This is a genomic window from Aestuariirhabdus sp. LZHN29 (assembly GCF_049985285.1).
Lineage (GTDB): Bacteria > Pseudomonadota > Gammaproteobacteria > Pseudomonadales > Aestuariirhabdaceae > Aestuariirhabdus.
On record NZ_JBNIEU010000004.1, the window covers coordinates 329,200 to 343,748 of the forward strand.

Sequence of the window (14,549 nt, forward strand, 5' to 3'; positions counted from 1 at the left end):
GCCTTCTCATCGGGCCGAAATTCATGAACAGGCACAGCAGCGAGCGCCACTGCCGGTAAAAAGCGCAACGGCTTGGTCAATGTGCGAAGCCAAAGCCGGCGCTTGCTATCAAGGACGATGTGTCAGGCAAATAGAAGATTGGACAGTTCGCCGGATGTCTTGCGCAGATGAATGCTGAGCATCTTGGCGATCGCTTTCAGAATTTTGGCGGCCGTCTCCGGGTGCCGGGACAGCAAGGTATTAAAATCGTCCCGCTTGAGCAGTAACAGAGATGACGCGGTCACCGAGCGCACCGTTGCCGAACGAGGTAAACCATCGATAATCGCCATCTCGCCCACCGACTGTCCCTCACCGATGGTCGCAATCACCGACTCCTGACCGTTGTCACGGGACTTCAACACCTGCAGGGTACCCTCCATCACGAAGCAGACGTAGTTACCATGCCCCCCCTCTTTAAAAACGGTGGTATTGGCTGGCAGTTCATGGGGGCGCATCAACTCCACCACCTGGTCCAGTTCATCCGCTGTCAGCTGCTCAAACAATGAGTTGTTCATTAACAACTGCTTGATGTTCATCCGTCTCTCTCCTATGGGTTGAGTTGAGCGTCTATAGGTCGGCCTAGCCGGTTACTGCTCAGATTATAGAGCATCACCCCTTCGGTGTTGGAGATCGGTCACAAATTTACTTCTACCTTACTTTTACTCATATAATAAGATATACCAACACCCTCCAGGGATCAGGAGTCACCGGTGACCGAACAAAACGAGTACACGCCCAAACCCGGCTTACTTATCTCATTATTCCCCCTGTTATTTCTCATCATCATGATGGTGATCAATGTCGTCATCTATAAAGATGAATCGACCTTTGGCCCCAACCAATACGCGCTGCTGATCTCCTCGATCATCGCTGCCGTGATCGGTATTTTTGTCCTCAAGCTATCCTACAAAACCCTGGAGGACGCGATGATTAGTTCAATCAGCATGGCACTACAAGCCACGCTGATTCTCCTGATTGTGGGTTCCCTGATCTCCATCTGGATCATGAGTGGTATCGTCCCGCTAATGATCTACTACGGCTTGTTACTGATCAATCCGAACATATTCCTTTTCGTCGCCTGTCTCATCAGTGCCATCGTAGCCCTCTGTACCGGCAGCAGCTGGTCCACCAGCGGCACCATCGGCATCGCTTTGATCGCCATCGGCCATACCCTGGGAGTTCCGATTGGGATGGTTGCCGGGGCCGTTATCTCCGGAGCCTATTTCGGCGACAAAATGTCCCCCCTGTCCGACACAACCAACCTTGCTCCTGCCATGGCGGGCACTGATATCTTCAGCCATATTCGCCATATGGTGTACTCCTCCGGGCCTGCGATGGCGCTTTCCCTGGTAGGCTTTCTCATCCTGGGTTTCTTCTTTCAGGGCAGCATGGCCAGCAACAGCGAAATCGAGGCGGTGCTCGGCACCATCGAAAAGTACTTCAATATCACCCCCTGGCTGCTATTGGTTCCTGCGCTCGTGATTGTCATGGTCTCACGACGTATGCCTGCACTGCCGGCGCTAACAATCGGGGTACTGCTGGGAGTCGTCGCGATCCCCGTTTTTCAACAGCCATTGCTATCGACAATGGCAGCCCCCGGCATTGCCGGGGCCTACCAGTCAATACTGACTACGGCGGCCGACGGTTTTACCATAGAGTCGGGTAACGCAACCATCGACGAGCTTTTCTCGCGGGGCGGTATGTCGAGTATGCTCAATACCATTTGGCTGATTATCTGCGCTATGATCTTCGGCGGCATGCTTGAGGCCTGTGGCATGCTGCAGCGATTAGCCGAGCAGATCCTCAAGGCGGTACGTGGCACGGGCTCGCTAGTGGGGGCAACCGTTGCCAGCTGCCTGTTTACCAATATGACCGCCTCGGACCAGTACATTGCCATTGTGCTTCCGGCTCGAATGTTTCGTGAGGCATTTCGACGTCAGGGGTTAGATCCTAAAAACCTGTCTCGGGCAGTTGAGGATGCCGGCACGGTTACCTCGGTACTGGTTCCCTGGAACTCAGGGGGTGCTTTCCATGCCGGAGTGCTGGGAGTTTCGACTTTGGTCTACCTTCCCTTCTGCTTTTTTAATATTTTTAGCCCGCTGGTTTCGGTTTTTCTAGGGGCCATGAATTTGACCATGGATAGAATTGAGCAGGAACAAAGCGAGCAGAGCTCCACATAATCGAAATAATCCTGTCAAAAAACACAAACATCACTCGTAATCTGGGCTAAGATATGGCGACAAACGGCCACAACTCGTAGTATAAAAAGCGATCGCCTAACAATAACCATGTGAACTTGTAATGCCTTACCGGCCTGGATCACCAAGGAGCCAATAATGAAGCGTATTTTTCTACTCTGCCTGACCTCTTTACTCATCACTGCTTGCAGCAGCCAGCAGACCGATAGCAGCAGCACAATGGCAGCCGAACCTGCCACCACCCCACAAACCACCGCTCCAGCACCAGCTCCGGAACCGACTCCAGAGCCAGCGCCTACCCCGGAGCCCATGAACGAGATGACCGACCTGGACAAGCTGTGGGAGCGTTACTGCAACCATGAGGCGCTGACTACAATGGAGCGTCAAGAGATTGCGGACTCTGAGATGCCAGCGCGCTTCAAGGGCAGCTGCACCCAAAAGTAATCGCTTTTTCCAGACCGATTAAAAGCAGCCTCTGGGCTGCTTTTTTTATGCCGCTCCCTCTGGAGTAGTTCGACAATAGAGCACCGGCTCCCATAAAAAGCTACACAGCACAGGCGAGCAGAGCAGTGCGAATTTTAAAATCATGCCAGAAAGGTGAGGGGCCTGACCGACATGCCAGATGAGTGCTAGCGGTAAAAATCCACCCACTCGACCACCATCCCATCGACGTCCCAGCCATCAATGGGCAACTGCACCGAAACACCGCTGGCCCGGCGAAGAATCCGCGGGGCCTCGACACCCTCCTTTAACAGTGGTCGCCAGGCATCAACGTCTTTGCTATGACGGATCTCCCAAGGGGTTGGGTAACGGTCTCCATAGGGTAGAGAAAAACGTAACTGTCGATTACCGGCTACTACCTTCATCGACTCAAGCCCCCGCAGGTTGATATTGATCACCAGCCGGCTCCATCTCGGAGACTGCCCCCACGTCATGCGTAGCCCTCCGATACCGCTGACAGACTCCACATCAAGAACCAGGTTGCTGCCACGGATTGAGGTGTCTATACGGTCTTCGCTACGAGACAGTCGCAGCGTTGGGAGTAGCTGCGACACCTGTTCCTGCACAGGAAATTCAGGCGCCGGCCTATGGTTGCCCGGCGAACATGCCGAGACCGCCAGCATTAACGAGCAAACAGCCAGAGTCTGGAAGAATGAGGATACCAGGCTAGTTTTGATCCAGCTCTTTACGCTGCACTTCATAGCGATTAATCAGCTGCTGCTTCAGCTCCTTCGCTTTATCAAGGCTCTCTTTTAGGACCACCGAGTATTGACCAGAGGACTCACTGGAGCTTTCATCAGCAGCTTTATCCGGTTCAGGTGCCGGGAGCCGCCCCAGATTATCCCTGAGTTCAATCGCCTCCTGTTCAATTCCGTCGCGGAGCTGGTCGCTATAGTGAATAACACCCTGCTCATCCTTCCAGCGATAAACCGTCCGTGGAGGCGCAGCTTTAAAGTCAACCCCGGCTTCGTTTGGGATTTCCGAAAACTCACTAATCAACTGGTTTCGCACCCGGTCCAGTAGAGGAGCCTGCCCCGGAGGAACCAACAACAGGACGACGCCCCCCACCAGCACTACCAATATCACAACCCGTACTAGCAATCGCACCCTAGACTCCGTTATTCACCACTTGTTTGAGATGCACATCCGTCTGCGGATAGGGTATGGAGATACCCTCCCGGTCAAATTCGAGTTTAATCCGTTCGATCAGATCAGAACGCACCGGCCAGTAATCCGCTGTATTGACCCACGGACGCACATTGAAATTCACGCTACTATCTGCAAGCTCCGCAACAGCAACAGCCGGCGCGGGATCCTTTAGCACTCGCTCATCCGCCGCAACAACCCGCATTAGCACCTCTTTAGCCTTGAGCAGATCGTCGTCATAACCAATCCCGAACACCATATCAATACGCCGAGTCGGCTTGGCGGAATAGTTCGTTATAGTGCCTGCGAAGATACTGCCATTGGGAACAATAATCTCCCTGTTATCGCCGGTTTTGATCAAGGTAGAAAAAATCGAGATACGCTCAACCACACCCGCGACTCCACCAGCTTCAATAAAATCTCCCGCCACAAAAGGTCGGAAGACCACCAGCATTACACCGGAAGCAAAGTTTTGCAGGGAGTCTTTTAGCGCCAAACCGACGGCCAAGCCCGCGGCACCAAGCAGAGCTACCAACGAAGTGGTATCAACGCCCAACTGATCGAGCGCGGCTACGACGACCAACAGTGTAAACAGCACCCGCAGGATCGATAGCACGAAATGAACCAGAGTATCGTCCATCCGCGTTTTAGAGAGCCCTTTACTAATCACCGAAATAATGAGGCGAGCCAGAATGCGTCCGCCCACAAAAACCAGGAGAGCCATTCCAAAGTTGATACCCCAGGGTATCAAGTAACCATCCAACAACTGCTGAATATTTATACTTTCCACGGCGACGACCTCCCGTTTGTCGTTATATTTGCAAGCGATTATCCATCCAGGCTACTTGCCCATAGAAAACAGCATAGTCCCTACCGCCCAGCAACTCGACTTTAAAGCCAGCCTTTGAGTTTAAAGAACAGATAGGTGCTCGCAGCGCTAGCCACCATCATTGCCAGGGCCATCGGATAACCGAACGCCCATTCCAGTTCAGGCATAACCCGAAAATTCATGCCGTAGGCACTGGCAATTACCGTCGGGGGCAGGAACACAACAGCAGCAATCGAGAAAATTTTGATGATCCGGCTCTGTTCAAGATTGCTGAAGCCCATGGTGGCATCCATGAGAAAGTTGATTTTATCAAACAAGAAAGAGGTGTGAGGCATCAGTGAGTCTATGTCACGCAGCATCTCCTTCACCTCGGTAAGCTGGGCATCATCCATAAGAGAGCGGCTATTGCGTGCCAGAAAACGCATGGAGCGCTGGCTATCCATGAGGTTCAAGCGGATCTGGCCATTGAAATCCTCTTGTACGGTGATGTTTTTAAGCACCTCGTCCCGCTCGCCGCTGTCGTCACGGAGTGCCATCTGACTGGCCTCCTCGAGGGACTCATATACCTCTTCCAGTAGATCCGCAAGATAGTCAACTTTCGCGGTGAACAGCCTGATCATAATCTCGAGAGGGGCCTGAACCTCGATCTGCTGTCGCTTGAGATAATTACGGACTAGACGAAACAGGCCCACCTCGTCGTCCCGCAGGGTGATGAGAATATTCTTGCGCAAGTTAAAGGAGACGTTAATGTTGCGGATATCCTTTCCCGCCCGGTGGGGAAACAACGAAAGAATATGCAAACCGTCCTTATCGGTAAAAAAACGAGAGGTCGCTTCGATCTCATCTAGATCTTCGGTATCGGGCACCTCTTCCACGAAATACTGATCGAGCCACTCGCGTTCAGCCTCCTCGGGCTCCACAACATCCAGCCATATACAGCCGGTGGGCAACGTATCCTCGACACCAAGGGTATCGATCTTAACACCGGATTCGTTCAAGCTATAGGCTGTAATCATGCATCTACCCTTGACTCAATAAGGACTGACAGCGAGCCCCTAGACTCCCCCCACCCGCGAATCGGGTGGCTATTTTATCGCTTAAGTGTAAACCATTCCCTCGCCGCTGACAGCCCACAGAACCCTCTACTCGAAAAGCTGAAGAGCCCTGCGTTAATCTATAGCTGCTAAAAAATTGCTATACAGCGCGATTTGACGCTATTGTATCAAATAGGTCATACCACTTCCCATGCCGGCGAGCTGCCATGCCTTCATTCGACTTGATCCGCACAGCATCTGTTGCGCTAATAGCTCTGCTACTGGCTAACACCGCACATTCCCAGTCGAATCTGCCCGACCGGGTCACCCTGAGCACGGCCGTCATCCCCCCCTATCAATATACCGACGAGAACAATCAGGTAGCAGGAATCGCTACCGATAAAGTACGTTGCATCCTGGGTCACATGGGTATCGAACTGGAGATAGAGCTACTGCCCTGGGCTCGGGCGCAAAAACGAGTACAAAACGGCAAGGGGGACGGATTCTATGCAGCCTCTGAAAACGCTCTACGTAATCAGTACGCGACTCTTTCTGCTCCCATCCTTCAGGGTGACTGGTTATGGTACCAGCAGCCAAACGCCAAACTGAAAACCGATAGCGGACTTTTTCGCAGCAACGCCCGAGTCGGAACAACCTTTGGAACCAACATGCACAGCTGGTTAAAAGGCAACGGTTATCAGGTCACAGCCCACGAAAAACTCAGCGTTCTGATCAATATGCTCGAGCATGGTCACCTTGATGCGGTTCTAACTCGAAGCAATATGTTTCAAGCTGCAGAGATACCGCAAAGCCAGAAGGCGAGCTATGTCTCCACCGTTGCCCAATCCAAACCTTTGGGAGTCTATTTCGGCCACAATTTTCTCGCCCGACACCCTGAGTTCCTTCCGCAATTTAATACCCACATCGATGTCTGCCGACCTTAGTGACCACTAAGTAAATCTGTCTTCGCAGCCAATACAAAATCATTAGGGTGAAGGCCGCCAATACTGTGGGTCCACCAGCTGATACTGACCCTCCCCCACTCCACGACCAATAGCGGATGATGATTAACCGCCTCCGCCAAGACTCCGATTCGATTGGCAAAATCGAGCGCCGAAGAAAAATCGTTAAATCGATACGTCTTCGTTAATCGCATCACCGACTTTTTTGCAGTCACACACCAGCCGGAAAGATACTGCGTCCGGAGCAGAGCTTCAGCGTCGCTCATCGGCTCGTTGGTTGAATCCCAAGGGGCCAATTCGTTCGGCCCAAAGGATGTGGCAGGGTGTTTGTGCATTATCTATCGATCACCAAACCGTTCCCGGTTCTTCTGCTTTTGTGAATCCGCTTTTCGGATCAAGACATAAACCACCCCGGTTCCACCCTGGTGCCGCTGCGCGCTATGGTAGGCTAACACCGCGTCCATCTGCGGTAGCCAATGGGCAATATGACTTTTCATTCGCGCCGGATTATCGGGGTCACGGTCTCCCCTTCCGTGATTTACGGTGACCGTGCGCAATCCGAGTTCGAAGCAGTCGCGAATAAACCGCTCCAACTCGCGCTGCCCCTCTGCCAGAGTCAGCCTATGAAGATCTATCGTGGCTTCAATCGGATACTTTCCCAAACGCAATTTACGATAAACGCCATCTTGCAAACCGGCGCGCTTAAACTCGAGCACATCATAAGGATGCACCATCACCACGGTTTCGGAAGAGATTTTCATCCGCTCCTCGGGCGTGCTCTGGGCACTTAGCTTACGCGCTTGCTGCGCCAAGCTCGGGGATTGACGCAATTTTTGGGTATGCGCCCGCTTTTTTTTCAAAGGCGCCACATCGGCCACCTCTTGGGAAAAAAGTTCTGACTCGTTATCTTGCATAGCTACCACCAAAACAACCGACCTATTGAGGTATAGGACATCAAAGCGCCGAAAAAATCACAAAAAAAGCAGACAGTGTGCAGAGCAATAACAATACCGGTCGGAACAGGTGCTGTTCAAGGGTTGCGATCCGGGTAGATAGCAAAAAACCCAACGCCGCCGGCGGCAACAGACCTAACGTCAAGCGCCACTCCAGAGCCCCATAAAGACCCGCCCAAGCCAGCAGCCCCAGAGACATCAGGCAGCTAATAACAAAAAAACCCGACAAGTTTGCACGAATCGATTCAGAACCTTCGTTTTGCAGCACCAGCGCCATCGGCGGGCCTCCAATGGAGGAGGAGGTGCCCATGAAACCGGAGGCAAAACCCGCTAGAAACAAACTACGTGGGGTCGCTACCAAGCCTGATCGGATCAGGCTCGCGATAACAGCAATCAATACGGAGCCCCCCAATAGCAATGAAAGAAGATCCCGCGAAATTAGGGTCAACACCCAAATGCCCAATACACAACCCGGCAATCTTCCCAGCACAGCCCACCTAAGACGTCCCAACGCAAGCTGACTACGAAAACGCAGGCTATTGAGGAGCGAGATCAAAAGCGCCGTTGCAATAACGGGTCCCGGCACATAAGCGGGGTCGAGCACAAAGAGTATGGGAGCCGCCACCACCGCCAGGCCGAAGCCGACAGAACACTGCACAAAGGCACCGACAAACATCACCACGCCCGCCAACAGCAGGGTCACCAGAGCCGGCTCCATCATCACATTGATCCAGGGAAACTAAGATAAGAAGCCGCTATTTAAGCCCGCTCCCCATATCAAGGCAAGTACAGGGGTACTCTAATACGAGGTGGCCGGCTATTGCCCAAGGCTCTTTATACGGTCACTCCCCCCCGGGTGGGTAGACAGGTAATCATCCCAGTTGAACGAGTCCCTATCGTCCTCCAAGGAGTCCTTGCTTTGGGCTTCGCTATCGCGGCGGCTGTTTTCGAGCCGTACGATCATGGTAGAAAAATCGGATACGTCAATACCAAGTTCCTTCATGGTCGATACGGCAAACTGGTCGGCTTCGCGTTCAAACTCTCGTGAATAGGAGAGCTCCAGCAACAGTGTTGGCGCCGCGACCAATACCGACGATGCGGCGCTGACGTCTCCGGTTATGGCAACCAATACCAGCGACATCATTGAACTTTGCACTACCGAGCGCAGTGCGTGCTGCTGGGCAAGATGCCCTATTTCATGGGCCATAACCCCCAGTAGCTGATTGTCGTTTTGAGCCACCGCAACCAGCTCATCGGTAAAGACTATTACGCCCGATGGCAGCGCGAGCGCATTGGCCCCCAATGCATTACCATGGCGAAACTCCAATTGGATCGGTAGCTCAGGAAAGCGATCAATCAACGGCGCGAATGCTTGCCTGATCTGTTGCTGACGGGAATCGGATAACTCACTGGCAGTAAACACCCGCTCATCCAGTAGCGCCAGGGTACCACTGCCCATTTTTTGCGATGCCTCCACAGGTAACGCTTGCGCCACCCACTGCGCGGCCAGGGGCACCCCGTCGCGCAACATCCAGAACGAGACCAATACCACCAGCACCGTACTTAATAGAACGTAGCGCCAGCGGCGTTCAATCATGGACACCCAGCCCAGCGCAGCCCGTTGCCCTTGCATCGCGAGCATACGATCCACCGAATCATTGGAGCTGGTCTCAAACTTCTCGCCGCTACTGAAATAGAGATATCGGGGCGTCTCGCCAAGACGGCTGCTGACCCTCGCCTGTCGCAATGCCACAGGGGCTAGCAGCGGGGCGCCATCGTGCGAGGAGCGGCAATGAAGCATGCCATCACTGCCGCACTCCAGTACCGCCGGCGTTGAACGGGAGCTGCGACCATCGTACAACAGCCCCTCTACGGCGATCATATAACGGAGATCTCCATATCAAACATTTCGTCCATTTCCCCTCCCAACGCAGTCACCTTCTCCTGCTCATCCGCAACAAACTTATCAAGGCTATCGACAACTTCCAGCTGCAAACTCTCAGCCCGGTAATGGGCCATACGCACCTTAGCCCAGGGAATATAAAGCCCCAGCGTCAGAACTATACCCAGAGTATTGGTGACATAGATCCATGCTATTTTTTTCGCTTCCAGCTCGCTGTGAAAACCTGTCGTAGACAAATGGCTCATATTGAAAACCAGGTTGCCCTCGAATGTTTTATAGGCTGCATAGAGCCCTATATAGAGCAACGAATAGAGTATGATCGAAAGCACCCCTGACAACAGGAACGACAGAACAGTAGCCACAAACACTGCCCCTAATACACGCAAAAAGAATCGATACCAGATACCGGCCCCCCCTTCAAAAACAAATTTCGTCGCCCCGAAACTACTGTTGTTCAACAAAAAATGCTTCTGTTTATGCAGTGCGTAGGGCATCAAGAGTCCCAACGTGAATGAACCCGCCAGAGGCCAAAGAATAAAGGCTTTGAGAGCTTCGAACCAACTGGCCTGAAAGTTGAACCTGATATTACGCCACGCGCTATTACGTGCATGAAACGCCAGCGAGCGGATGACAATCCAGGGGACTAGCGGAACTAGCAACAGGGAAAGAAGCGATCCGATCAATGGGTTCCACCGCTGAGCGAGAACAAATATCACAAATACCGCGAAAGCGATCAGTCGCCCTTTGAGTATTGCTATGGGGTTAGCCAGATACTCAAAGCTGCTCCCTTCTATTTGCGTATGACCATAAAAATATTGATTATTTCTCACTTTAGCCCAAGCAGAATAGATCCCAAGGGTAACGATCGATAGCAAAACGTTAACGATCCAGATGCGAAAATACTCTTTGCCATCCCCAAGAAATTCCACATCAACAAAACGGGACTGCCCGCTCGCCGATGGGGCGGGGACCTCCTTTTTACCTTGATGTGGTTCGCTGCTCGCCCCCTGGGCCTCCGTGGTGCCGGTATCATCTGCTTTCAGCCTGGGGGCAGCTTTAACCCGAGGCTGGGCTTTCCCCCAAACCTGGCCACCATTTTCGTCAGGCAACCCGCTTTCCTTGGCCTCCTGACGGGTAGCGGGAACCGCGTCAACGAGGCCTGGAGCGGTGCTATCAGCGCAATCTTCATCGCTGTTGTTATCCCCGGTCTGCGCTGGATCCTGCTCCACCTCCCCTGCGATAGGTTCGAGCGACCAGCTACCTCCTACCTGGGATGGAGCAGGCTCTACTCTTGGTTCAGGCTCTAGTGCGGGTGCCGGCTCAATTTTACGAAACGCGACCTGATAGCCTGCCCGCGCCATCTTCGCCTGTAGCTGTTTTGCCTGGGTCTTATCAAGGCCCTTTTTGATCACTACAGGCACGCGCTCAAATAGTGAATCAACGGCCTGAGGTTTCATCTTAAAGAGCGTGGAAAATTGTTCCCGTGCCCGCTCCGGATCAACACCATCAAGCAGCTTGCCATGAAATACAGCATCGTATTGAGCGCTATCTTGCATCAAACTTACCCTCGTCCCTGACCTTTGGAAACCAGCAGGCTAACAAGGTTAGAAGCCTATGGGCAAGCAGCGGCCGATAAGCTGTCGTTAAGGAGAGATAGCTGCGATAGATGCTAGTTTTCGAGACGATAGACCCAGTTAACTCGCTGGTTATCACACACGATCAGACGCCGGTCCAGTGCCATGCAATACTTTAATCCATCGAAGGCAGGCGGCGGCGCCCTACCGACGACCAAGTGCCGCTTGTCCCGCTTTAGGTACTCAAACATGGTTTCAAAACGACCAGCAAAGTCGTGCCCGCTCTCCTGAAGATCGAGGTAGGTGTAGTAAAAGCGGGAGTAGCTCATGGTGACGCCCCCCAGGCCGATCTCCAGCATTTTGTCGATGTACTGCTGGTATGCCCCCCCCAGATAGCGGTTCAATGCATCCGGGTCATCTCCGCCCCCGGAATATGGCACCAAGCGGAGACGGTTGCCATCTTCCAACGCATCGGGTTCCAGCACCCGATTGGGTAAATTCCCCTGCAACCGGTATTGATTGTCACCGCACCGAATACGGTCGCTGTGCTGACGACAACGGGATACCAGATTGTCCTCCGACTGCCGCCCGATCACAGGAGCGGCGGCTTTGCGGGGGCCCTCACCCTTAACCGGCCCCAAACCTTGCTCGCCTGCTTTCGCGCTCTTTCGCTTAGCGATGTCACCGCCAACCGAGCTTTGGGGAGAGGCTGAACTGTTTTTCATGGCAACCACTGTAGCCATTGCCGATGGCGCACCCTTAGATGAAACCGCGGGCAGTTTGATGCCAAGGCGTCCAGCTGGACGCTTTAACAGCAGTCGCTGGGTGGTCGGGGGATTGTTTTGGAACTGGGCAAAATCGGGTAATCCTGCTCCTTTACCTTGATTGCGAATATCGCAATATATCCGTTCATAGGGAGTAACGGCCATTGGCAAACAATCGCCCTGTACGGACCCCGCGCCCGCTACTAACCCCAGCAAGGCCAGCCGGACAGGCCGTCGCAGGCAATGAATACGAGTACCTAAGGTTAAACCGGTGAAGATCATGCCCATAGCATACTCCTCCCGCCCCTCGCTCAAAAGCCGCCCGGGCACACGAAAGTGTTCTCAGGAGCTACTGACCAACCAACTTATGCAGACCAAGGACTCGCTCATAGCGGGAGGGAAATAGCCGCGCCACCAGGTCCATAAAGCGCGCATCCCCGCCCACAAGAATACGAACTTTCCCCCGCTGCACGCCCTTCAGAATAATGGAGGCCGCATCCTCGGCACTGGTGCGGGCCAACTTATCAAACTGGCGAGTAAAACTCTGCTTGCTCTGCTTAACATTCTCCTCAGCGACCCGCGCATTTGCGGAGATCTGTGTGCGAATACCACCCGGATGGACACAGCTAACGCCAACAGAACTCCCGGCAAGCTCGATCCTTAAGGCCTCGGAGTACCCGCGAACGGCAAATTTGGAGGCGTTATAGGCGCCCTGCGTAGGAACCCCGACAATGCCAAAGATACTGGAGATATTAATCAGGTGGGCTTCATCGACACGTCTTAGTAGCGGCAGAAAAGCTTGGGTTCCATAGACCACACCCCAGAAGTTGATTCCCATCAACCACTCCATATCGGCGATATCCATGGTTTCGATACGGTCTACTAACGCGACCCCGGCGTTGTTGAACAGCAGATGGCACCCGCCATGACCTGCCTCCACCTCTGCGGCAAAAGCCTCTACCTGGTCCCGCTGGGACACATCAACTCTATGCACAGAGACCTTGGAGCCATGAGCTTCGGCCTTCTCTCGCGTCTGCTGCAGTCCCTGCTCATTGATATCGGCCAGCGCCAGATGGGCTCCCTGCTGCGCCAGCTGCAACGCCAGCGCCTGCCCGATGCCCGATCCCGCTCCTGTGATAGCCGCCACTTTACCCGCAAAACTCCGCATACGCGCTCCCAGGTCGATCATTTCATCATTTGAATTTCTATTATTCTGCTGCATAGGGCCTGATGACACTTAGCCCCCCCTTTCCGAGGTGCACACAAAATGAGGATTATCATAGGCTTCCAGTCTAACCCGCGGCCCCTGGCCTTACTCGCGATATTTCCCCGAAGATATGCGGATCATTCATAGGGGTGATATGCCTTCAAGTTGTGCTCGAATCCAGCCAGCGCTCACCGGCTGGGGTTTCAAAGCGTGCGCAGAGTGAAGGTGATCGATCATCGCCTACTCCCTCAACCGCAACCAGCGCCTCGGCGCCGATCTGTTGTAGCTGATCACGCAACCAGTCGGGACGATTGTGGCGCAGAACGAGCTGCTTCAGGCAGCACCCCAAATCAGTCATTGCCTTCGATGGATGGCCCTGCGTATGCCACTGCAACAGTGTGGGTAACAACCCGCCCCCCGGCAATTGGCCATCCTCAGGCAGGGTTATATCCCAACGCAGTGCATCACGGGTCATCGCCTCGACCGTGCCGTAGCACGCCCCGAGTCGAGATGAGCGCGCGCTCAGGTCAGGAACATTGGCAACCCAGGTATGTAATCGAGGGCCCCTGTCCAGCAACCTGCGTACAGCACTATCATCGAGCCCAAACCAGCGCGGCCGCTGTGGCGGCTCAGCCTTGGGGTCGATTGCAATTACCTCCAGAAAAACTCCATCACCAACCCGCATCAGATGATTATGGGTACCCATCCTGGGGTGTTTGCCCCCTGCCGGCAGCGATACACCCAATTGCTGCCTAAGATAATCAACACCCTCCTCTACAGTACGCGCCGCCACTACTAAATGGTCCATCGATACTGACATTAGCTCACCTCCTGCTCTATGCGCCAAGCTAAGACTAACACAGCCTGAATAGATCATTGGGCCGCGGTCGGGAGCTAAAGCCCCCCGTTAAAGATAAGGTTCCTGATCCACAGTTTGTCATTCAGGGATAAACACGCCGGGTAGCAAAACTGGCCCTTCCACCAGATTCCCATCGACCCCGCGCGGCTCAACAAAAAAGAGCCCAACCCTCGCGGGTTGAGCTCTTTCTCTTTATTTGGCGCGCCCGGCACGATTGACCTGTAACGCCCTGTGGGCCGTTACAGCAACAGGGCTTCGTCGCTTCGCTCCTCGGTCCAACCTTCTCCGGGAGAAGGTTGTCGAACCACGTTTTCATCGACCCCGCGCGGCTCAACAAAAAAGAGCCCAACCCTCGCGGGTTGAGCTCTTTCTCTTTATTTGGCGCGCCCGGCACGATTGACCTGTAACGCCCTGTGGGCCGTTACAGCACCAGGGCTTCGTCGCTGCGCTCCTCGGTCCAACCTTCTCCGGGAGAAGGTTGTCGAACCACGTTCTCATCGACCCCGCGCGGCTCAACAAAAAAGAGCCCAACCCTCGCGGGTTGAGCTCTTTCTCTTTATTTGGCGCGCCCGGCACGATT

The 14,549-nt window shown here is 53.8% G+C and carries 16 protein-coding genes; 3 read left to right on the forward strand and 13 right to left on the reverse strand.

All coding sequences use genetic code 11. The annotated features are described in order from the left end of the window. Positions 1-122: 122 nt before the first annotated feature. Positions 123-575: a cyclic nucleotide-binding domain-containing protein gene (locus tag ACP3PW_RS15625; protein ID WP_426417661.1), complete on the reverse strand. Its 453-nt coding sequence runs from the start codon at positions 573-575 to the stop codon at positions 123-125. Positions 576-749: 174 nt separating this feature from the next. On the opposite strand from ACP3PW_RS15625, the gene nhaC reads away from it, so the two are divergent. Together nhaC and ACP3PW_RS15635 are read left to right on the forward strand one after the other, a co-directional pair. After that, positions 750-2,219, forward strand: coding sequence for a Na+/H+ antiporter NhaC (gene nhaC / locus ACP3PW_RS15630; RefSeq protein WP_426417662.1), 1,470 nt, complete (start codon positions 750-752; stop codon positions 2,217-2,219). 156 nt (positions 2,220-2,375) lie between these two features. Next, entirely contained in the window at positions 2,376-2,681 is a 306-nt protein-coding gene (locus ACP3PW_RS15635; protein ID WP_426417663.1) for a hypothetical protein, read from the forward strand. A 185-nt stretch (positions 2,682-2,866) separates the two neighbouring features. Here the strand turns inward: ACP3PW_RS15635 and ACP3PW_RS15640 are convergent, their stop codons facing one another. The 4 genes from ACP3PW_RS15640 to corA all read right to left on the reverse strand — a co-directional run bounded on the left by ACP3PW_RS15640 (position 2,867) and on the right by corA (position 5,729). Then, positions 2,867-3,292, reverse strand: coding sequence for a hypothetical protein (locus ACP3PW_RS15640; protein WP_426417664.1), 426 nt, complete (start codon positions 3,290-3,292; stop codon positions 2,867-2,869). 112 nt (positions 3,293-3,404) lie between these two features. Further along, positions 3,405-3,845 carry a DUF4124 domain-containing protein gene (locus tag ACP3PW_RS15645; protein ID WP_426417665.1) on the reverse strand — a complete coding sequence of 147 codons (441 nt, stop codon included), beginning with the start codon at positions 3,843-3,845 and terminating at the stop codon, positions 3,405-3,407. 1 nt (position 3,846) lies between these two features. Further along, positions 3,847-4,674 (reverse strand): mechanosensitive ion channel family protein, encoded by an 828-nt coding sequence (locus tag ACP3PW_RS15650; protein ID WP_426417666.1) that lies wholly within the window; start codon positions 4,672-4,674, stop codon positions 3,847-3,849. 101 nt (positions 4,675-4,775) lie between these two features. After that, complete coding sequence (corA, locus tag ACP3PW_RS15655; RefSeq protein WP_426417667.1) at positions 4,776-5,729, reverse strand: magnesium/cobalt transporter CorA; 954 nt, start codon at positions 5,727-5,729, stop codon at positions 4,776-4,778. Positions 5,730-5,974: 245 nt separating this feature from the next. On the opposite strand from corA, the gene ACP3PW_RS15660 reads away from it, so the two are divergent. Next, on the forward strand, positions 5,975-6,691 hold the full coding sequence (locus ACP3PW_RS15660) for a transporter substrate-binding domain-containing protein (RefSeq protein ID WP_426417668.1): 717 nt from the start codon (positions 5,975-5,977) through the stop codon (positions 6,689-6,691). On the opposite strand, the gene ACP3PW_RS15665 is transcribed toward ACP3PW_RS15660, so the two are convergent. From ACP3PW_RS15665 to ACP3PW_RS15700, 8 genes are all read right to left on the reverse strand, one after another. Further along, positions 6,688-6,975: a 4a-hydroxytetrahydrobiopterin dehydratase gene (locus ACP3PW_RS15665; RefSeq protein WP_426417669.1), complete on the reverse strand. Its 288-nt coding sequence runs from the start codon at positions 6,973-6,975 to the stop codon at positions 6,688-6,690. The two genes, ACP3PW_RS15660 and ACP3PW_RS15665, sit on opposite strands and share 4 nt — an antisense overlap. 72 nt (positions 6,976-7,047) lie before the next feature. Further along, positions 7,048-7,623, reverse strand: coding sequence for a DNA endonuclease SmrA (smrA, locus tag ACP3PW_RS15670; RefSeq protein ID WP_426417670.1), 576 nt, complete (start codon positions 7,621-7,623; stop codon positions 7,048-7,050). Positions 7,624-7,663: 40 nt separating this feature from the next. Next, entirely contained in the window at positions 7,664-8,383 is a 720-nt protein-coding gene (locus ACP3PW_RS15675) for a TSUP family transporter (RefSeq protein ID WP_426417671.1), read from the reverse strand. A 96-nt stretch (positions 8,384-8,479) separates the two neighbouring features. Next, positions 8,480-9,544 carry a M48 family metallopeptidase gene (locus tag ACP3PW_RS15680; RefSeq protein WP_426417672.1) on the reverse strand — a complete coding sequence of 355 codons (1,065 nt, stop codon included), beginning with the start codon at positions 9,542-9,544 and terminating at the stop codon, positions 8,480-8,482. Beyond that, complete coding sequence (locus tag ACP3PW_RS15685; RefSeq protein WP_426417673.1) at positions 9,541-11,121, reverse strand: DUF898 family protein; 1,581 nt, start codon at positions 11,119-11,121, stop codon at positions 9,541-9,543. Before ACP3PW_RS15685 ends, ACP3PW_RS15680 begins: the two co-directional genes overlap by 4 nt. A 113-nt stretch (positions 11,122-11,234) precedes the next feature. Continuing rightward, positions 11,235-12,191 (reverse strand): hypothetical protein, encoded by a 957-nt coding sequence (locus tag ACP3PW_RS15690; protein WP_426417674.1) that lies wholly within the window; start codon positions 12,189-12,191, stop codon positions 11,235-11,237. A gap of 61 nt (positions 12,192-12,252) precedes the next feature. Next, on the reverse strand, positions 12,253-13,140 hold the full coding sequence (locus ACP3PW_RS15695; RefSeq protein WP_426417675.1) for an SDR family NAD(P)-dependent oxidoreductase: 888 nt from the start codon (positions 13,138-13,140) through the stop codon (positions 12,253-12,255). A 130-nt stretch (positions 13,141-13,270) separates the two neighbouring features. Beyond that, complete coding sequence (locus ACP3PW_RS15700; RefSeq protein ID WP_426417676.1) at positions 13,271-13,930, reverse strand: VOC family protein; 660 nt, start codon at positions 13,928-13,930, stop codon at positions 13,271-13,273. Positions 13,931-14,549: the final 619 nt, after the last annotated feature.